At 66.2% G+C, this 19,695-nt stretch carries 19 protein-coding genes; 10 read left to right on the top strand and 9 right to left on the bottom strand.

Annotation, left to right across the window (positions count from 1 at the left end; all coding sequences use genetic code 11):
* Position 1: 1 nt before the first annotated feature.
* The 3 genes from petA to pepN form a co-directional block, all read right to left on the bottom strand.
* Positions 2-535 (bottom strand): ubiquinol-cytochrome c reductase iron-sulfur subunit, encoded by a 534-nt coding sequence (petA, locus tag AC3EC3_RS09980; RefSeq protein WP_260925627.1) that lies wholly within the window; start codon positions 533-535, stop codon positions 2-4.
* A gap of 242 nt (positions 536-777) precedes the next feature.
* Positions 778-1,569 (bottom strand): peptidoglycan editing factor PgeF, encoded by a 792-nt coding sequence (gene pgeF / locus AC3EC3_RS09975; protein ID WP_488489465.1) that lies wholly within the window; start codon positions 1,567-1,569, stop codon positions 778-780.
* Between the two features lie 13 nt (positions 1,570-1,582).
* Positions 1,583-4,234, bottom strand: coding sequence for an aminopeptidase N (gene pepN / locus AC3EC3_RS09970; protein WP_488489464.1), 2,652 nt, complete (start codon positions 4,232-4,234; stop codon positions 1,583-1,585).
* Between the two features lie 69 nt (positions 4,235-4,303).
* On the opposite strand from pepN, the gene AC3EC3_RS09965 reads away from it, so the two are divergent.
* Positions 4,304-5,179, top strand: a complete 876-nt coding sequence (locus AC3EC3_RS09965; protein WP_488489463.1) for a Rossmann-fold NAD(P)-binding domain-containing protein — start codon at positions 4,304-4,306, stop codon at positions 5,177-5,179.
* On the opposite strand, the gene AC3EC3_RS09960 is transcribed toward AC3EC3_RS09965, so the two are convergent.
* Together AC3EC3_RS09960 and AC3EC3_RS09955 are read right to left on the bottom strand one after the other, a co-directional pair.
* Positions 5,080-6,000, bottom strand: coding sequence for a DMT family transporter (locus AC3EC3_RS09960; protein ID WP_488489462.1), 921 nt, complete (start codon positions 5,998-6,000; stop codon positions 5,080-5,082). The genes AC3EC3_RS09965 and AC3EC3_RS09960 overlap by 100 nt on opposite strands.
* 13 nt (positions 6,001-6,013) lie before the next feature.
* Positions 6,014-7,009, bottom strand: a complete 996-nt coding sequence (locus AC3EC3_RS09955) for a threonine aldolase family protein (RefSeq protein WP_488489461.1) — start codon at positions 7,007-7,009, stop codon at positions 6,014-6,016.
* A 91-nt stretch (positions 7,010-7,100) separates the two neighbouring features.
* On the opposite strand from AC3EC3_RS09955, the gene AC3EC3_RS09950 reads away from it, so the two are divergent.
* Positions 7,101-7,391 (top strand): GNAT family N-acetyltransferase, encoded by a 291-nt coding sequence (locus AC3EC3_RS09950; RefSeq protein ID WP_488489460.1) that lies wholly within the window; start codon positions 7,101-7,103, stop codon positions 7,389-7,391.
* Between the two features lie 7 nt (positions 7,392-7,398).
* Here the strand turns inward: AC3EC3_RS09950 and AC3EC3_RS09945 are convergent, their stop codons facing one another.
* Positions 7,399-8,637 carry a M20 metallopeptidase family protein gene (locus AC3EC3_RS09945; RefSeq protein WP_488489459.1) on the bottom strand — a complete coding sequence of 413 codons (1,239 nt, stop codon included), beginning with the start codon at positions 8,635-8,637 and terminating at the stop codon, positions 7,399-7,401.
* 55 nt (positions 8,638-8,692) lie between these two features.
* On the bottom strand, positions 8,693-10,033 hold the full coding sequence (locus AC3EC3_RS09940; RefSeq protein WP_488489458.1) for a lipopolysaccharide biosynthesis protein: 1,341 nt from the start codon (positions 10,031-10,033) through the stop codon (positions 8,693-8,695).
* A gap of 195 nt (positions 10,034-10,228) precedes the next feature.
* Between AC3EC3_RS09940 and AC3EC3_RS09935 the strand changes: the two genes are divergently transcribed.
* Together AC3EC3_RS09935 and AC3EC3_RS09930 are read left to right on the top strand one after the other, a co-directional pair.
* Positions 10,229-10,987, top strand: coding sequence for a phosphocholine cytidylyltransferase family protein (locus tag AC3EC3_RS09935; protein ID WP_488489457.1), 759 nt, complete (start codon positions 10,229-10,231; stop codon positions 10,985-10,987).
* 85 nt (positions 10,988-11,072) lie between these two features.
* Positions 11,073-11,768, top strand: a complete 696-nt coding sequence (locus tag AC3EC3_RS09930; protein WP_488489456.1) for an SDR family NAD(P)-dependent oxidoreductase — start codon at positions 11,073-11,075, stop codon at positions 11,766-11,768.
* 22 nt (positions 11,769-11,790) lie between these two features.
* On the opposite strand, the gene AC3EC3_RS09925 is transcribed toward AC3EC3_RS09930, so the two are convergent.
* Together AC3EC3_RS09925 and thrS are read right to left on the bottom strand one after the other, a co-directional pair.
* Positions 11,791-12,462 carry a spermine/spermidine synthase domain-containing protein gene (locus AC3EC3_RS09925; protein ID WP_488489455.1) on the bottom strand — a complete coding sequence of 224 codons (672 nt, stop codon included), beginning with the start codon at positions 12,460-12,462 and terminating at the stop codon, positions 11,791-11,793.
* A 1-nt stretch (position 12,463) separates the two neighbouring features.
* Entirely contained in the window at positions 12,464-14,488 is a 2,025-nt protein-coding gene (thrS, locus tag AC3EC3_RS09920) for a threonine--tRNA ligase (RefSeq protein WP_488489454.1), read from the bottom strand.
* Positions 14,489-14,915: 427 nt separating this feature from the next.
* On the opposite strand from thrS, the gene AC3EC3_RS09915 reads away from it, so the two are divergent.
* From AC3EC3_RS09915 to AC3EC3_RS09890, 6 genes are all read left to right on the top strand, one after another.
* Positions 14,916-15,347, top strand: coding sequence for a hypothetical protein (locus AC3EC3_RS09915; protein ID WP_488489453.1), 432 nt, complete (start codon positions 14,916-14,918; stop codon positions 15,345-15,347).
* Positions 15,344-15,550, top strand: a complete 207-nt coding sequence (locus AC3EC3_RS09910; protein ID WP_488489452.1) for a helix-turn-helix transcriptional regulator — start codon at positions 15,344-15,346, stop codon at positions 15,548-15,550. The genes AC3EC3_RS09915 and AC3EC3_RS09910 overlap by 4 nt, the downstream gene beginning before the upstream one ends.
* A 67-nt stretch (positions 15,551-15,617) precedes the next feature.
* Entirely contained in the window at positions 15,618-16,391 is a 774-nt protein-coding gene (locus AC3EC3_RS09905) for an alpha/beta fold hydrolase (RefSeq protein WP_488489451.1), read from the top strand.
* 19 nt (positions 16,392-16,410) lie between these two features.
* Complete coding sequence (locus tag AC3EC3_RS09900) at positions 16,411-17,379, top strand: tetratricopeptide repeat protein (RefSeq protein WP_488489450.1); 969 nt, start codon at positions 16,411-16,413, stop codon at positions 17,377-17,379.
* Positions 17,376-18,365 (top strand): LLM class flavin-dependent oxidoreductase, encoded by a 990-nt coding sequence (locus tag AC3EC3_RS09895; protein WP_488489449.1) that lies wholly within the window; start codon positions 17,376-17,378, stop codon positions 18,363-18,365. Before AC3EC3_RS09900 ends, AC3EC3_RS09895 begins: the two co-directional genes overlap by 4 nt.
* A 61-nt stretch (positions 18,366-18,426) precedes the next feature.
* Positions 18,427-19,677, top strand: coding sequence for an NAD(P)/FAD-dependent oxidoreductase (locus tag AC3EC3_RS09890; protein ID WP_488489448.1), 1,251 nt, complete (start codon positions 18,427-18,429; stop codon positions 19,675-19,677).
* Positions 19,678-19,695: the final 18 nt, after the last annotated feature.

Raw genomic sequence — 19,695 nt, 5'->3', positions numbered from 1 at the left:
CTCAGCCGATCTTCACCACATGCGCCGAAGCGAACTGATAGTCCGGCACCTGCAGGTTGAGCGGCGCCGGACCTTTGCGAATGCGCGCGGCGGTATCGTAGCTGGAGCCGTGGCACGGGCAGAAATAGCCGCCGAACTCGCCGCGCGGCTCGCCCTCGCCCGCCCCCAGCGGCACGCAGCCCAGGTGCGTGCACACGCCCATGGTGATCAGCCAGTTGGTGTGTCCGGGCTTGGTGCGCTGCGCCAGCGTCTCGGGATCGCGAAGCGACGAGAGCGGCACCGCATTGGCCATCTGGATCTCGTGCGGGGTCAGATTGCGCACGAAGACCGGCTGCTTGCGGAACACCGCCTTGATCGCCTGCCCCGGCTTGATCGCGGAAATATCGACTTCGGTGGAAGAGGCGGCGCGCACATCGGCAGAGGCGGACATCTGGCCAACCAAGGGCACCAGCAGGCTCAGCCCTCCGACACCGGCCGCGCTGACCGCTGCCACGTTGAGGAAATCGCGCCGCCGCACGCCGCCCTGTTCTGCCATGGTTGCCTTGTCCTGTTCCAGACAGCCCACTCCCGGAACACAGCCGAGCCTTGGGGCCAATGACGACCCGATAGCCCGGTTGCTCCCAAAAATCTTGGTCTTCCTTTCACCTGACCGCACATTCGTGCGATCAGCCGAGGAGACCTTGGCCCTATGGTTATACGGGAAAGACTAAAGTGCCAACCGGCTTTTTGCCCCCAAATATTCGAGTTCGGAGGCACCAGTTGGCACGGTAAACTCGGTCAGTCCTGCGGCAGGGCGATCAGCGAGATCTGGCGGCCATAGTCGGCCTCACCAAGATGTGTGGCGCGGCGATACGAGTAGAATGCCTGGGGATCGGCATAAGTATCCAGCCCCAGGCCTTCCACCCGTGCAATCCCGGCGCGTTTTAGTTGCGATGCAACAAAACCTTCGAGATCAAACTGATAGTGCGCCTCGCGCCCGGCCACGAAGAACGTTTCGGTGGCAGGATCGCGGCGCAGGAATTGGTCGCGGAAACCGCTGTCGACCTCGTAGGAGGCCTGCGCGATGCATGGGCCCACGGCGGCAACGATCCGCTCACGCTTTGCCCCGCGCGCTTCCATTGCTGCGATGGTCGAATCGGTGATCCCGGCGAAGGCGCCTTTCCATCCGGCATGGGCCGCCCCGACGACGCCTGCCTCGCGGTCGGCGAACAGTACCGGGGCACAATCGGCGGTCAGGATACCCAGCACGATACCGGGACGATCGACCACCAGCGCGTCGGCCTTGGGGCGCTGCACTTCGTTCCACGGCTTGTCGCCCACCATCACGCAGTCCGCGGAATGGATCTGGTAGACGCCCAGCAGCCGCGCCCAGGGCGCCACGGCCATCACCGCCCGGTCGCGGTTTTCGGCCACCAGCGCCGGATCATCGTTAGCTCCGAGGCCGCAGTTGAGCCCGGCGATCTCACCACTGCTCACCCCGCCCCGGCGCCCGAGGAAGCCATGCGGCACACCTTCAAGGCACGGCGCCTGAAAGACCAGCACCGGGCCGGACACGTCGATGTCGTTCATGGCGGAAGAGGTCTCAGCCAAGGCTCTTGCTCGCCTGCTCAAAGACATCGCGCGACAGGCCCGCCTGCGCGACGATCTTTTCCAGCTCCTCGCGCATCAGCGCGGCGCGGACCGGCTCGATCCGGCGCCAGCGCCCCAGCGCGGGCACGAAGCGCGCTGCCGTCTGCGGGTTCACCGGATCGAGGCGGCGGATCAGGTCGCCGATGGTGCGATAGCCCTCGCCGCTGGCATCGTGGAAAGCGCCGGGATTGACCGCCAGCGCCATGTAGAGCGCGCGCACGCGGTTCGGATTGCCCATGGTGAAGGCGGGATGCTTCGCCAGTTCGCGGACATGCTCAAGCACCCGCGGATGCAGCGATCCGGCCTGAAGCGAGAACCACTTGTCCACCACCAGCGCATTGTCGGCATAGCGCGCATAGAAATCGGCCAGCGCCTCCTCGCGCTCGGGTGCATCGAGCCCCGCGAGCACCATCAGCGCGCCCTGACGGTCGGTCATGTTGTCTGCCGCGCGGTACTGCGCCATGGCGCGCGATGCCGTTTCCTGCGGCTGACCTGCCGCGAGATAGACCAGCGCCTGCGTTTTCACCTTGCGCGCGCCGCGCGCCGCCGCATCGCGAGAATAGGGTACGGCGCTGGCACGATCGTGCATCGCGGCGAGCGCCTCGGCGCAGGTCCGGCCCAGCCACACCTTCAGCGCCTCGCGCTCGGCATGGATCGCCGACGGATCGCTGACGAGGATCTGCTCGGCCAGATAGGCGACCGAAGGCAGGATCATCAGCTCGCCACGCATCAGATCGTCAAGCACCTCATCGGCGAGTACCGCCGCGAAGGCCGCACCGATCGCCTGTTGCCCGGCTTCGCGCGCGTCGTCGGACAGTGCCCCATCGACGGCGGCCACAAGGTGGCGGACGACAAGGCTCTGCATCGCTTCATAACGCGCGAAAGGATCGTCATCGTGCGCGGCAAGGAACACGAGGTCCGCCGGATCACGATCCATCTCGATGGCGACGGGCGCCGAGTAACCGCGGTTGATCGAGACGACCGGCGCCGCCTCGAAACCGGAAAACGCGAAGCTGTCCTCGGCCTTGGTCAGCACGATCAGCTGCTCGCCCGAATGGGTGCCGGTCGCGCGGTCGAACAGGGCGACGCGCAGCGGGATCGGCATCGGCTGCTTTTCGGGCTGGCCGGGCGTCGCCGGCACCGTCTGTGTCAGCTTCAGGACCGTCTCTGTCCCGTTCTGCACCTGTTCAACCCGCACCTGCGGCGTGCCGGCCTGCGAATACCACAGGCGGAACTGCGTCAGGTCCAGCCCGGCACCATCCTCGATCGCCTTGACAAAATCCTCGCAGGTCGCAGCCTCGCCGTCGTGCCGATCGAAGTAGAGATCGGTGCCTTTGCGGAACCGCTCTGCGCCCGCCATGGTGCGCATCATGCGGATCACCTCAGCGCCCTTGTTATAGACGGTCGCGGTGTAGAAGTTGCTGATTTCCTGATAGGAATCGGGGCGAATCGGATGGGCGAGCGGGCCGGAATCCTCGGGGAACTGGGCACTGCGCAGGATGCGCACATCCTCGATCCGCTTGACCGCCTCGCTGCCCATGTCGGCGCTGAACAGCTGGTCGCGCAGGACGGTGAAGCCCTCCTTCAGCGAAAGCTGGAACCAGTCGCGACAGGTCACGCGGTTACCCGACCAGTTGTGGAAGTATTCGTGCCCGATCACGCCTTCGACGGCATCGTAGTCGCTATCGGTCGCAGTGTCCGGATCGGCCAGAACATAGCGCGTGTTGAAGACGTTGAGGCCTTTGTTCTCCATCGCGCCCATGTTGAAATCCGACACGGCAACGATGTTGAACAGGTCGAGATCGTACTCGCGACCAAAGGTTTCCTCGTCCCATTTCAGGGAGTTGACCAGCGATTCGAGGGCATGGTCGGTGCGTCCCTCATCGCCGGGACGGACCCAGACGTTAAGGTCCACCGTGCGCCCGCCCATCGTCTGGAACGTCGTGTGGTTGGCGATCAGGTCGCCCGCCACCAGCGCGAAAAGGTAGCTCGGCTTGGGCCAGGGATCGTGCCACTCGGCCCAGTGCATACCGTCCTCGCCCTCGCCGCTGGCGGTGCAGTTGCCGTTGGCCAGCAGGATCGGGAACGTCGCCTTGTCGCCGCTCATCCGCACCGTATAGGTGGAGAGCACGTCGGGGCGATCGGGGAAGAAGGTGATGCGGCGGAAGCCCTCCGCCTCGCACTGGGTGCAGAGCATCCCGTTCGAGGCATAGAGCCCCATCAGCTGGCTGTTCGCCGCCGGATTGAGCGCGGTTTCCACGGTGATTTCATGGGCATCGCCGCTCAGCTCGACGAGCAGATCATCGCCATCGAGGCGCCAGTCGTTCACCGCCTCGCCATCGACGGAGACGGCCACCGGCACGATCTGGTCGCCGTTGAGGCGCAGCGTCGAGGTGCCGTTTCCAGCGGGGTTGCGCTGGACCGAAAGCTTCGCGATGACCCTCGTCGCATCGAGGCCCAGCGCGAAATCGAGCGCGATCTCGGGCACCAGCCACGCGGGCGGCTGATAGTCCTCGCGCCGGATCACGGCCGGGGTCTGCGGCGGCGGAGCGGCGTCCGCGACCTGAGTATCTTCGGGCTGCGAGGGTCTGCTGGCGATATCCATGCCTCGTACTTAGGCCATCGCCACACGATTGCCAGTCGTGACTTGACGGAAGGGCTCGCCTGCGGGGACATGGGCGACGTCATGCCTGTACCCTCTCCACGCCCCCGCCTGTTCATCTTCGGCCTCGGCTATACCGCCACGCGGATCGCTCGCGATGCGACCGCGCAAGGGTGGGAAGTGGTCTCGACAGGGCGAGAAGGTACGCTTTCCTTCGATGACGAAGGCAGTGTGCGGCTGGCGCTGGCAGATGCGGACCATGTGCTTTCTTCTGTGCCACCAGGACGCGAGGGACGGGGCGAACCGCTCGATCCGGTGCTGGAGCGCTACGGCGCGGCGCTGGCGGGCAAGGCGCTGAGCTACCTCTCCTCCACCGGCGTCTACGGCGACACCGGCGGCGCCTGGGTGGACGAAAGCGCGCCCACGGGCGGCGGGCGGCGCTCTGCCCGTAGCGAGGCGGATGCGGCATGGCTGGCGCTGGGCGCGCGGGTCTACCGCCTGCCGGGCATCTATGGCCCGGAACGCAACATGCTGGAGCGGGCAGCGCAAGGCCGCGTGCATCGCATCGATCTGCCCGATCAGGTGTTCAGCCGGGTCCATGTCGATGATATCGCATGCGGCGTCGTGGCCGGGTTTGCCGCGCCTTCAGGGGCGTACAACCTCGCCGACGATGCGCCCTGCCCGCAGAACCGCGTGGTCGAGGAAGCCTGCCGATTGCTCGGCATCGCGCCGCCGCCGATGCTGTCACTGCAGGAGGCTGACCTGTCTCTCATGGCGCAAGCGTTCTATGCCGAGAACCGCCGCGTCGCCAACGGCAAGGCCCGGCGCGTGCTCGGCTGGCGGCCGCGCTATCCCGATTTCGCGGCAGGCCTGCGCGCGCTGAGCGCCACGACCAGCCCGACCGTCGCCAGCGCGGCGCCAAGCCCGGCGAGCAGCGTCCAGCGATAGCCCTCGAACACCGTCGAGATCAGCATGGCGACGACGACGACCGCCACACCGTTATAGGCCGCACGGCCCGGCCCCAACTGGCGCACCAGCGTGTAATAGAGCGGGAAGGTCACGACCGAGCCTGCAAAGGCAAGGTAGGCTGTCCCCCACCAGAAGGTTGAGCCTTGCGGGATTACCGGCGCACCGACCGTCACGGACGCCAGCACCGCGTCGATCAACGTGCCATAGAGCATCGCCCAGGCCAGCAGGCTGACCATCGGCAGCGAGCGCCCGGTCTCGTTCGCCTGCATCACGTTGGCGAACGAGGCGCAGAGCATCGCGATCACCGCGAAGACGATGCCCGAGATCACGCCGCCCCCCATCGGCGCATCGCGCGCCTCGTGGATCAGCAGCAGCGCGATCCCGGCGATGGCGATGGCGCTGCCTTGCAGGAAGCGCCTCGTCACGGGTTGCCCCAGCCACAGCCGCGCCAGCACCGCATTGGGCACCAGCATCAGCGAGATCATCACCGCGACGATGCCCGAGGTCAGATGCTCCTCTGCCAGATAGACGAAGTTGTAGTTCCCGCAGAACTGCAGCGCGCCCATCATCAGCGCCAGCCGGTGCCCGGCCATGCCGAGCGACAGCGACTTGCGCATGATCAGCGCCACTGCAAACATCGCAGGCGTCGCCATCGCGAAGCGATACGTCACCGACCACGCCGAAGGCACCTGCCCCAGTTGCCCGGTGATGACCCACCAGGTCGATCCCCAGATCATGCAGACCAGCAGGAACGGCAGCGCCACCTGTGGCCGCAGCAGCGAGGCCCCCTCCTCGCGCATTATCGCAAGCCCCCTAGAGCGCAGCGATGGCGCGCGCGAGCGCCGTCGCATGTTCGGGAACGGTGTCCCACGCGGTCACGATCCGGGCGGTCATCTCGTCCCAGTCATAGAACGAGAAGCCCTGTCCGCGTAAGATCGCCCGCTCATCGGCATCGAGACGCAGGAACACCTCGTTCGCCTCGACCGGATTGACCAGACGCCCGCTCGCCGAGACGGCAATTTCCGCTGCCGCGGCGTTCGACGCGCGGGCGTTGTCGAGCCACAGATCGTTGTCGAGCATCGCCAGGATCTGCGCGGCAAGGAACCGACCTTTCGATTGCAGATGCCCTGCGCGCTTGCGGCGATAGCGGGCGACTTCGACAAGCCCGGTGTCGAAGAACACGATCGCTTCGGAACAGAACCCGCCGTTCTTGACGAAACCGAAGCTCAGCGCATCGGCATCGCCCACCGTCTCGGCGGGTGAAACGCCCAACGAGGCGACGGCATTGGCGAAGCGTGCGCCATCGACATGGAACTTGAGGCCGCGTTCACGAGCCAGACCGGTCAGCGCGGCGAGTTCGGCGGGGGTGTAGACGCAGCCGGCCTCGCTCGCCTGCGTGATCGAGATCGCGTGGGGTTGGACCTGGTGGACGCTGGGATTGATCGCACCGATCACCGCGCGCACCGAATCGGGTGTCAGCTTGGCGTTTTCACCACCACCCAGCAGCAGCTTGGCCCCGTGAAGATAGAAGCCCGGCGCACCGCCTTCGTCGTTCTCGATATGCGCGTCGGCATGACAGACCACCCCGCCATGCGGTGCAACCATGGTCGACAGCGCGATGCAGTTGGCCGCCGTCCCGCTCGCCACCCAGATCGCCGCGCATTCGCGCCCGAACAGCGCCGAGAAGCGTGCATCGAACTCGCGGCTCAAGGCATCGTTATCGTAAGGCGGCTGCGGCGCGTCGGCGGCCAGCATCGCCTCCCAGACCTTGGGATGAACTCGCGCGGCGTTGTCGGAAAGGAACTGCATGGCCATATGGGTTAGGCAGTGCTGCGGCGCCGTCAAGCGTCCGGTTGCAGTGCAGCACGGTATTGCAGCAACAAAATCAAGGATCCTGCCCATGGTCGGCGTGACGATCACCAAGCACGAAAAGCCCGGCGGCGGCGAATACCGCGCCCATGTGGCCGACAGCGATGCCCTCGGCCTGCTCACCTGGACCGAGCGCGAGGGCGTTCACTACGCCGATCACACGCTGGTCCCGACCGAGATCGGCGGGCGCGGCGTGGCGGCCAGACTGGTCGAGGCGCTGGTGGCCGACGCGCGCGAGAACCATTTCCGCATCGCGCCGATGTGTTCTTATGTGGCCGCGATGTTCAAACGCCATCCCGAATGGGACGACGTGAAGGCCTGATCTGCCATCAGAACCCGCCGTTGGCGAGGAACGTTTCGGCGAGGCCTGCCAGGAATGCCGAGCCACGGGGCAGCACGGTCTCGTCCACCATCATGCGGGTGGAATGGATGCCGCTGGCCGCGCTCCAGTCCGCATCCTCTTTCGCCACGCCGAGGAAGAACATCGCGCCGGGGACTTTCTCCAGCACATAGGAGAAGTCTTCCGCCCACATGATCGAATCGGGCAGGCGACGGAAGCAGTCCGCACCGAACATCGTGCCCGCCAGCCCTTGGGCGAAATCGACCGCGCGCGCATCGCACATCGTGACCGGGAAGCCATCCTTGATGATGACTTTCGCGCTCAGGCCGTGCGCGGCGGCGATCCCCTCCGCCAGTCTGGGAAGCTCGGCCTTGAGCCGCGCACGATTGGCAGGCGAGAGCGTGCGCATGGTGCCGACCAGCTTTGCACTGTCGGGAATGACGTTATGCGCGCTGCCCGCCTCGATCCTGGCGATCGTCACCACCACGGGATCGAACACCGGATAGCGCCGCGCCACCATCGTCTGGATCGCGGCGACGATCTCGCAGGCCACCGGCACCGGGTCCTGCGTGAGATGGGGCGTAGAGGCATGGCCGCCCGCGCCCAACACCTCGATACCGATCTCGTCCGCCGCTGCCATCAGCGGCCCGGCACGTCCGGAGATCGAGCCGTGCGGCGCGTTGGGCATGACGTGGAAGGCGAAAGCGGCATCGGGCAGCGCGCGGTCCGTGCCCTCCCCACCCAGCAGTCCATCCTCCAGCATGAAGCGCGCGCCGTGATAGCCTTCCTCGCCCGGCTGGAACATGAAGCGGACCTCGCCCGCCAGCGTATCGGCGCGACCGCACAGCACGCGCGCCGCGCCCGCCAGCATGGCCGTGTGGGCATCGTGCCCGCAGGCGTGCATCTTGCCCGGCAGGGTCGAGGCGAAGTCCAGCCCGGTTTCCTCGGGCATCGCCAGCGCGTCCATATCGCCGCGCAGCAGCACACAGGGGCCGTCACCGGCATGGCCCTTCAGCGTGGCAACGAGGCCTGTGGTCGAGGGGCCTTCGACCCATTCGAGCGGCAGATCGGCCAGCGCCTCGCGCACCTTGTCACGCGTCCTGGGCGTGTGGAGCCCCAGTTCGGGTTCGGCATGGATCGCGCGGCGCAGCGCCACGATGTCGGGCGCCAGCGCCTGTGCGTCGGCGAGCAGCGAGGGAGAGGCGAGATCGGTGACGGGGGCGTTCATGCCGGGCATGATACCCCTCAAAGGCCGACTGTCGAGGGGGCCGCGCAGCCGCGTGTCAGTCCGCCGAAGCCGGTATCGCTCGCCGCGCCATCCCCCGCAGCGTATTCCACGCCATCACGCCCATCGCGAGGTACGAGACGAACCCGGCCAGAGCCACGGCCCAGGCCGCCCCCACCGCGCCCATCGGCAGGAACAGGTAGAGTCCAACGCCCAGCGCACCCAGCGCGATCACCCGTGCGGTCAGCGAAAGGCGCGCATTGCCGGTCGAGTGGAGCACAGGTTCGAACACCACACTCGCCAGATCGAAGCTGGAGGCTAGCGTCAGCGGCACGAGAATTGCCGCGCCGCCCTCGAACGCCTCGCCCGCGATCAGTTCGAGGAGCGAGCGCCCCGCTGCCAGCGCGACGCCGACGACGACAAGGCCTGCGAGCCCCGCATAGAGGCTGGTCTGCAAGGCAAGGCGGCGGAACTGGCGAAGATCGGCACCTGCGTGAACCCGTGCGACTTCGGAATAGACGGTGCGCGTCAGCAGGCTGGAGAGCTTGCTCAACGCCTGCGAAATCTGCGAGGCCAGACGATAGAGACCCGCCGCCTTGGTCGAGACGAAGGCACCGACCGCCAGCAACGGCCCGTTGCGGGTCAGGGCATCGACGGTCGAGCCCCAAAAGGTCACGAAGAAGAAATGCCCCACCCGATCATTCTCGCGCAGCGCCTCACGCCAGCGCCACAGGTTGGCAAGGTTGATCGCCTCGGGGCACAGCCGTCTGGCCGTAATCCAGTACAGCGCCGCCTCGATCAGATCGATCACCGCCCAGGCCAGCAGGTAGCGCTGCACCGAAGGGCCACTCGCCCAGATCACCAGCGCGGCCAGCAGGCGCCCCACCGGCACGACCGCCTCGACGTAGACCGAACGGTCGAACCGGTCGAGCGCGCGCACGATGCCGGTCGGCGCCGACACCAGCGCCCAGAGCGAGGCGCAGCTGAACCAGAATGCCGTGTCGATATATTCGGGGTTGAGCGAGAGCTGCCGCGAAAAGCCGTAGATCACGATGGCCGCGATGCCGCAGCCGATCACCGCGCCGACAAGGTCCAGCATGCCGCACAGCATCGCCAGCCGCCCGAAGCGCCCCCAGTCCCTGTTATGGACGTGATCGCTGCCGTAGCGCACCACCACGCGCCAGGTCTGGAATCCCGCGATGGCGATCAGCGCCTGCGCGGTGCCGAAGATCAGCGAGAAGTGCCCGAAGTCCTTGAGCCCCAGCGTGCGCGTCAGGATCGCCAGATAGGCAAGCCCGCACACGGCACCAAAGCCCTTGCCGCCCAGCAGCCATGCGGTGTTCTTGAGGATCCGGCGCAGCGGAGTCGATTCCGCGTCGGCTTCGCGAGTGGCAGTCATGACCCGGCATGTGGACGAGCGAACCGGCAGAGGCAAGCCGCGCCTTTTGCCTCCTGATCGCCCGTTGACCTGCTTCGGTACACCGCCCCGGCCTTTCCTCACGGAACATCAAGCGTTAGAGGGCTGCAACATATCACCCGATTTTCCCCGAGCACCGGCGCTGTGGCGCAAGGTTCTCTGCCGAGGCATCCGTTTATGATCGAACACGCCATTCTCCTCAGTGCTGGGCAGGGCTCGCGCCTGCTTCCGCTCACCGCCGAGCGGCCCAAGTGCATGATCGACTTCTCCGGCAAATCGCTGATCGCATGGCAGATCGAGATGCTGGCGCGCGGCGGCTTCAAGCGGATCGACATCGTCACCGGCTTCATGACCGACATGCTCGACGAGCATCTCGCCGCGATCGAGATCCCCGGCGTCGAGATCAAGACCTTCTACAACCCATTCTTCAAGGTGGCCGACAACCTCGGTTCGTGCTGGATCGTGCGCCACCGCATGCAGGGCGACTTCGTGATCCTGAACGGCGACACGCTGGTATCGGAAGAGATCGTCGCCAAAGTGCAGGAAGGCGCGCTGGCGCCGGACGGCAAGCCCTGGCCGATCACCGTCACCGTGGACGTGAAGGCCGACGGCTACGACAGCGACGACATGAAAGTGGAACGCCAGGCCGATGGCCGCCTCGTCCACATCGGCAAGACGCTGACCGCCGCACAGTCCAACGCCGAATCGATCGGCTTTCTCGCCTTCCGGGGCGAGGGCGTGGACCTGTTCCGCGAAACCGTCCGCAAGGTCATGCGCACGCCCGAGGGCGTCCAGCACTGGTATCTGAAAGTGATCGACTGGATCGCCCCGACGATGCAGGTCGGCACCGTCTCGATCGAGGGCCTCGGCTGGGGCGAAGTGGACTTCCTCAACGACATCGAAGTGGCGACGAAGCTCACCGACAGCTGGCTGTAAGTAACTTAGGGAGTTGGGAAACGGCACTGGCGGGCGGTGGTAACCGTCCCCAGATAGCAGGCAACCTTGGAAACAGGAGCCTGCCATGACCGAACCCACCCTGCTTATCGTCGGCGCCTCACGCGGTCTTGGCCTCGGCCTTGCCGGTGAATTTCTGGCGCGCGGCTGGCGCGTGATCGGCACCGTGCGCAGCGGTTCGCGCACACCCCTGCACGATCTGGCCGAGACTTGCGCCGGACGCCTGATCGTCGAGACCTTGGACATCAACTCCGCTGATGAAACCGCGGCTCTGCGCGATCGGCTGGGCAGCCAGACGCTCGACATGCTGTTCGTCAATGCGGGCACGACCAACGAAGAACCCGACACGCCGGTCGGATTGGCCACAGCCGAGACTTTCCAGCACGTGATGCTCACCAACGCTTTCGCACCGATGCGAGTGATCGAGGCGTTGCAGCACCTTGTCCCGGCAAGCGGCCTCATCGGTGTCATGTCGTCCGGACAGGGCAGCATCGCCAACAACGAAGTGGGCCTGCGCGAAGTCTATCGCTGCTCGAAGGCGGCTCTCAACATGGCGATGCGCAGCTTCGCGGCGCGCGAGAAGGATGCCTCTCGCGCGCTGCTGACGCTGGCGCCCGGCTGGATTCGCACCGATCTCGGCGGCGCTGATGCGCCTTATACGCTGGAAGACTCGCTGCCGATCCTGGCCGATATCATCGAGACCAAGCGCCAGCGTCCCGGCCTCGAATATCTCGATCGCTTCGGCAAGACCGTGCCCTGGTAGAAGTCGACCTCAGCCCCTCCCGTCAGGCGGCTTTCGAGAACCAGATCGTGTGCTTGGCGCCCTTGCCGTTGCTGCGGGCGTGGACGCGGCGTTCCTCGACTGTGAAGCCGTTGCGCTCCAGACGGCGCGCGAACGCCGGGTCCGGGCCTGCCGACCAGATCGACAGCACCCCGCCGGGCGTCAGTGCCGCGCGCGCGGCGCGCAGCCCTGCCTTGGAATAGATCACGTTGTTGTCCTCGCGCACGAGGCCGTCCGGGCCGTTGTCGACATCGAGGAGGATCGCATCGTATTCGCCGCGCGCACCGTCGATCATCTGCGCGACATCGCTCATCACGAGGTTCACGCGCGGATCGTCGAGGCACCCGGCAGCGAGGTCCGCCATCGGGCCGCGCGCCCATTTGATGATCTCTGGCACGAGTTCGACCAGCGTTATTTTCGCGTCGGCAGGCAGCAGCTTCAACGCTGCGCGCAGCGTGAAGCCCATGCCGTAGCCACCGATCAGGATATGCGGACGCTTGGCGTGGGCGATGCGTTCGATCGACTGCACCGCCAGCGCCTCTTCCGAGCCCCACTGGCGCGAACTCATCAGTTCGTTGTGCCCCAGCACGATCATGAAGTCCTTGTCGTGCCGGAACAGTTCGAGCTTTTCACCACCCGGCACCCAGGCCGCGTCGAGGAGTTCGCGCTGGATCATGTCAGGCGTCCTTCCCACGCAGGTCAGGCGCGGTCGCCTCGGCCTTGAGCAGGGCAATCGCCTCGTCCAGCGACATGACCTTCTGGTGCTCGGCGCCCAGCGTGCGCAGGGCGACGGTGCCTTCCTCGGCCTCGCGCTTGCCGACGACCAGCAGGTGCGGAACCTTCTTCAGCGAATGCTCGCGCACCTTGTAGTTGATCTTCTCGTTGCGAAGATCGGTCTCGACGCGAACGCCCGCCGCCTTCAGCTTTTCCATCACCTCGTAGGCATAGGGATCGGCGTCTGAGACGATCGTGGCGACCACCGCCTGCACCGGGGCGAGCCAGACCGGCAGCTTGCCCGCGAAGTGCTCGATCAGGATGCCGATGAAGCGCTCGTAGGAACCGAAGATCGCGCGGTGGAGCATGATCGGGCGGTGACGGTCGCCGTCCTCGCCGATATACGAGGCATCGAGACGCTCGGGCAGAACGCGGTCGGACTGGATCGTGCCGACCTGCCAGGTGCGACCGATCGCGTCGGTCAGGTGCCATTCCAGCTTGGGCGCATAGAACGCGCCTTCACCCGGCAGCTCTTCCCAGCCGTATTCCGCCGTCGCAAGGCCGGCGTCGGACACCGCATTGCGCAGCTCCGTTTCGGCCATGTCCCACATCTCTTCGGTGCCGAAGCGCTTTTCGGGGCGCAGCGCCAGCTTGATCGCGTACGTGAAGCCGAAGTCCTTGTAGACGCGGTCCGCCAGTTCGCAGAACGCGCGCACTTCGGCGACGATCTGGTCTTCGCGGCAGAAGATATGGGCATCGTCCTGCGTGAACTGGCGCACGCGCATCAGGCCGTGGAGCGCGCCGTGCGGCTCGTTGCGGTGACAGCAGCCGTTCTCGTAGATGCGCAGCGGCAGTTCGCGGTACGACTTGATGCCCTGACGGAAGATCAGCAGGTGCGCCGGGCAGTTCATCGGCTTGAGCGCCATCCACTCGGCCTCGTCCGAGACGATCGGGCCTTCGTCCTCGACGTTGGGCACTTCGTCGGGGATGACGAACATGTTCTCGCGATACTTGCCCCAGTGGCCGGACTGCTCCCACTGGCGCGCGTCCATGACCTGCGGGGTCTTCACCTCCTTGTAACCGGCACCGTCGATGGCGCGGCGCATGTAGGCTTCCAGCTCGCGCCAGATCACATAGCCCTTGGGGTGCCAGAACACCGAACCATGCGCTTCGGACTGGAGGTGGAACAGGTCCATCTCCTGACCCAGACGGCGGTGATCGCGCTTGGCAGCCTCTTCAAGGCGCGTCAGGTGCTCGTTCAGCTGCTTCTTGTTGAGCCAGCCGGTGCCGTAGATGCGCGTCAGCTGCGCGTTCTTCTGGTCGCCGCGCCAGTAGGCACCCGAGACACGCGTCAGCTTGAAGGCGGCGGGATCGAGCTTGCCGGTCGAGGGCAGGTGCGGACCGCGGCACATGTCGAGCCACGCCCCCTGCGAGCCGGGCTGGCCCGACCAGTAGACCGTCAGTTCCTCGCCCTCGGGCAGTTCGGCAGCCCACTCGGCCTTGAAGCGTTCGCCTTCCGAGGTCCAGCGCTCGATCAGCTGCTGGCGGCTCCAGACTTCGCGGACCAGCGGCTTGTCGGCCTTGATGATCTCGCGCATCTTCTCCTCGATCGCCGGAAGATCGTCCATCGAGAACGGCTCGCGGCTTTCGGGCGCCATCACGTCGTAATAGAAACCGTCGTCGGTCGCCGGGCCGAAAGTGATCTGCGTGCCGGGGAACAGCGCCTGCACCGCCTCGGCCAGAACGTGCGCATAGTCGTGCCGTGCCAGCTCGAGCGCTTCGGCCTCATCGCGCGAGGTCACGAGAGCAAGGTTCGCATCGCCCGCAAAGGGCCGGGTGAGATCGACCAGTTCCCCATCGATCCGCGCGGCAATGGCCGCCTTGGCAAGGCCGGGGCCGATGGCAGCGGCGACGTCTGCCGGGGTCGAGCCTTCGGGCATCTCGCGAACGGAACCGTCGGGCAGGCTGATCTTGAACATCTCGGACATGTGCGAACTCATCTTTCGTTTGCCCCATGCCATACCAACGGCATGTGGGCGTCAAAGCGTCATGGACCCGGACTCTTGAGAACCGGGCTTTGCAGCGCGCCATGGCACAGGCACGCCGCCGGGTGAAGGTGCAGCGTCGTCTAAAACGGCTTCGTTTCGGGAGAGAGACGCCAGCCCCGCCCGAAATTCCGGGCGACGGCAGCGCGGCGACTTCAGACCGCGACCGACCGTGCCCGGTGGCACCGGGTGGTAGTCGTCGTCTGGGTAGGGCGCGCCTGCGTCATGCCGGGCGATGTAGCGCCAATGCGGAAGGAATCCAAGGATGTTGGTATGAGCACAGCCAAGGCCTTCGCTTTATGTCAATGATACTTGACAAAACAGTCTTGAAATGACAAGTTTCCTTTACCAACAGGCAAGGAGGCTTGTCATGACATCCTGCAATCCTTTCACCCAGCCCAAGAATCCCGCCTACAAACGCTATGCGCGCCGTATGGCCGTCAGCGCCGTGCTCTATACCGGCGCCATCGCCACGGCATCGGCGCTGCTGCACAAGCACAGCACGACCTCGGTCGGCACGATTGCCATCGCGCTGCTGCCCGGCCTTGCGGTGCTGGGCATGCTCTGGTCGATCGCGCGGCTGTTCCTTGAGCTCGACGACGAATATCTGCGCATGCTCGAAGTGCGCAAGGCGATGATCGCGACCGGCCTGACCCTTGCGATCTGCAGCGTCTGGGGCATTCTGGAAATCTATACCAACGTACCGCGCCTGCCGCTGTTCTTCGTCTTTCCGCTCTGGGCGGTCTGCCTGTTCGCCGGTATGGCGGCCAACGCCTGGCGCGCGCGCGGAGGCACCCAGTGAAGAACCGCCTCAAGGTCCTGCGCGCCGAACGCGGCTGGAGCCAGCAGGATCTCGCCGAGCAGCTGGGCGTCAGCCGCCAGAGCGTGAACGCGATCGAAACGGGCAAATACGATCCCTCGCTACCGCTGGCCTTCCGCATCGCCGACCTGTTCGACCTCGCCATCGAGGCGATCTTCCTGCGTGAGGACGCCGAACACATCTGATCCGACCGTACAATCGCTTACCTTTCGAGACTTGCCCTCGCCGCCGCGCATCCCCAGATGGCGGGCCATGACCGAGACTGTCGTTCCCTTCCCGCCGCAATACCTCACCCTCGCCGACGGGCGCCGCATTGCCTACCGCTTCACGGCCGGCGCCGGCCCCGCCATCGTGTTCCTGCCCGGATACCTTTCCGACATGACCGGCTCGAAAGCGCTGGCCCTCTTCGCGATGGCCCAGGCGAACGGGCGCGCCTGCCTGCTGCTCGACTATTCGGGCTGTGGCGAAAGCGGCGGCGAGTTCGCCAATGGCACCCTCTCGCGCTGGCGCGACGAGGTGATCGCGCTGATCGAGGCGCTGGAACTGGGCGAGGTCGTCCTCGTCGGCTCATCGATGGGCGGCTGGCTGATGCTGATGGTCGCCTCAGCGCTGCCCGAGCGAGTGCGCGGTCTGGTCGGCATAGCCGCCGCGCCGGACTTCACCGAATGGGGCATCGCGCAGATGGACAAGGCACTGCTCGCCGAGGGTGCCACGCTCTGGGAAGAGAACCCCTACGGCCCCGAGCCCACGCCGACGCATCCCGGCTTCTGGGCGGACGGTCAGGCCAACCTCATGCTCGATCGCGAAATCGCCTTCGACGGCCCGGTGCGCCTGCTCCACGGCCAGCGCGATACCGACGTGCCCTTCGACATTTCCCTGCGCCTGGCCGAGCACCTGCGTTCATCCGAGGTGCAGGTCACGCTGATCAAGGACGGCGATCATCGCCTCTCGCGCGAATCCGACATCCGCCTGCTGCTCGGCACCGTTGCGCACCTGATCCTGACGCACGAACCGGCAGCGACCTGACCCGAAAGATCTGCCCGCCATGCCGTTTCCCCTGCTCCTCGCGCCGCTGATGATGCTTCAGGTCGATCCGATCACCGGCATGCAGACCGGCCCTTCGGCGCTGCCCGAAGAGATCATCGAGAAGAAGGCCAATCAGGCCCGCAAGCGCGAGCAGGACGCTGCCGATGCCGCCGCTTCGGCGCCACTTTTGCCGCAGCCCAAAGCGGCGTCAGGCTGTATCGACGCGGTCGATGCCGATCCCGAGCAGGCCGTTGACGTTGCCGAAAAGGCGATGTCCAGCGCGACTGGCGCCGTCCGTGTCCGCGCCGGGATGTGCCTGGGCCAGGCTTACACCGCGCTCGACCAGTGGCCTGACGCGCAGCGCGCTTTCACTCAGGCGCGCGATGCGGCCGATGCCGGTGACCACGCCAGCCGCGCCCGGCTTGGCGCAATGGCGGGCAACGCGGCGCTCGCCGCCAACGACCCCACCGTTGCGCTCTCCCTTCTCGGCGATGCCGAAACCGACGCCAAGGCAGGCAGCGACGGCAGCCTCGTCACCTCGATTGATCTCGACCGTGCCCGCGCATTGGTCGCCCTTGGGCAGCCTGTACAGGCCGGTGTCGTATTGGCGGAGCGTCGCCAGGCCGATCCGAACAACGCACAAGTCTGGCTGCTCTCGGCCACGCTTTCTCGCCGTCTCGGCAACCTTGCAGAAGCCCAGACCCAGATCGAGAAGGCCGGTGCGCTTTCCCCGCCAAAATCGCCTTACGGCGCCGCTGTCGGGCTTGAGGCAGGCGCCATCGCCATGCTCTCCAAGCACGAGGATGCCGCCCGCAAGAGCTGGCAATCGGTGATCCAGGCCGATCCCGACAGCGACGAGGCGCAGACCGCCCGCGATTACCTCAGCCAGCTGGACCAGATCGATGCGCAAGGGCCTGCCGCTTCCGGCACCGCTCCCGCCAAGACCGCCGCTCCTGCCCAGCAAGGGACGCCCGCGAAACCGAAATGACCATTCCCCTCTCCCTGCTCGATCTCGTTCCCGTCCGTGAGGGCGAGAGCATCTCCTCGGCCCTCGCGGCAACCACCGCGACCGCGCAGGCTGCCGAGAAAGCCGGTTACTCGCGCTTCTGGGTGGCCGAGCATCACGGAATGGACGGGATCGCGGGAGGGGCGACTTCGGTCGTGCTCGCACACCTTGGCAATGCGACCAGCACGATCCGCATCGGCGCGGGCGGCATTATGCTGCCCAACCACACGCCATATCTGATCGCCGAACAGTTCGGCACGCTCGATGCCCTGTTTCCGGGCCGTATCGACCTCGGCCTCGGGCGCGCGGCAGGTGCGGACGGTCGCCTTGCACAGGCCTTGCGCAAGGATATCGTCGGCGCGGCGGAGCGCTTCCCCAACGATATCGTCGAACTGCAGGCCCGCTTCGGTGGGCAGGCGGTGGGCGGCGTCGCCTCGCCGCAGGCCTCGGGCGCGGATGTGGCGATCTGGGTGCTCGGCTCCAGCCTGTTCGGCGCGCAGCTCGCCGCCGTGCTCGGCCTGCCCTATGCCTTCGCCTCGCACTTCGCGCCGACGCACCTCGACGAAGCCGCGCGCATCTATCGCGAGCGGTTCCAGCCCTCGGCCATGCTCGACAAGCCGCACTTCATGGCCGCGATCAACGTTCTGGCTGCCGACACCCGCGAAGAAGCCGAATATCTCGCCTCTTCCACCGACCAGAGCTTCGTTGCCCTGCGCTCGGGCCAGCCGCTGCGCCTGCCACCGCCGGTCCGCGACTATCGCGCCAGCCTGCCTGCCGCCGCGAATGCCATGCTGGAGCAGGTCCGCTCCGTGCGCGCCGTCGGCACCCCGCAGGACGTGCGGGAAAGCATCGAGGCCTTCGTCGAACGCACCGGTGCCGACGAGGTGATCTGCGCCTGCGCGACCTACGATCCACAAGCCCAGATCCGCTCGCTGGAATTGACAATGGATGCACTGAAACACAGTTGAAACTGCCCGTTCGCAATACGGGCATTGACCGATAGTCCGATTTGCGGCCAACACGCCTGCCATGACGCATTCGGACGTAATTATCGTAGGCGCAGGGCATGGCGGTGCGCAGTGCGCCATTGCGCTTCGGCAGAACGGCTTTTCTGGGACCGTGAGCGTGATCGGTCGCGAGCCGGAGTATCCTTACGAGCGACCGCCGCTCTCGAAGGAATACTTTGCGCGCGAGAAGACCTTTGACCGGCTCTATATCCGCCCGCCCACGTTCTGGGCCGAGAAGGACGTGACTTTCCGCCTCGGCACCGAAGTCGTGAAGGTCGATGCGGCGGCGCATTCGGTGGCGCTCTCCGATGGTTCTGCGATGACCTACGGCACGCTCGTCTGGGCGACCGGTGGCGACCCGCGTCGCCTCTCATGTTCGGGCTCGGAACTGGCAGGCATCCACGCCGTGCGCACTCGCGAGGACTGCGACACGCTGATGGCCGAGGTCGATGCGGGTGCGAGGAAGATCGTCGTCATCGGTGGCGGCTATATCGGGCTGGAGGCGGCAGCTGTGATGGCCAAGCTGGGCCTTGAGGTGACGCTGCTCGAAGCCCTCGACCGGGTGCTGGCGCGCGTCGCCGGAGAGGCGCTTTCGACCTTTTATCAGGACGAGCACCGCGCCCACGGCGTCGATCTGCGGATCGGCGCGGCGGTCGAGGGCCTCGAAGGCGACGGGAAGCGCGTCACCGGCGTGCGGCTGGCCGACGGCGAGGTGCTGCCCGCCGACGCGGTGATAGTGGGGATCGGCATCGTGCCTGCGGTCGGCCCGCTGATCCTGGCAGGCGCGAGCGGGGCGAACGGCGTCGATGTCGACGAGTTCTGCCGCACCTCGCTGCCGGACATCTATGCGATCGGCGACTGCGCGGCCTTCGCCTGCGACTTTGCCGGCGGGCGCGTGATGCGCGTGGAATCGGTGCAGAACGCCAACGACATGGCGACCAGCGTGGCCAAGGCGATCTGTGCCGCGCAGACCGAAGGCGAGGCGGAGGAGCCGAAAGCCTACAAGGCCTTCCCGTGGTTCTGGTCAAACCAGTACGATCTCAAGCTGCAGACCGCCGGGATCGGTGCGGGCCACGACACCGCCGTTCTGCGCGGCGATCCGGCGACACGCGCGTTCTCGGTGGTCTACCTGAAAGACGGCCGCGTGCTCGCCATCGATGCGGTCAACCGGGTGAAGGACTACGTGCAGGGCCGCAAGCTGATCGAGGCGGGCACGAAAGTCGATCCCGATGCCCTCGCCGATATCGAGACCAACCTCAAGGATCTGATGTAACGGATCGGCGGGAAGCTC

It is taken from the genome of Novosphingobium sp. BAM6 (assembly GCF_057784955.1).
The sequence above is the reverse complement of the archived record's forward strand: the minus strand, read 5'-3'. Positions and strand labels throughout refer to the sequence as shown.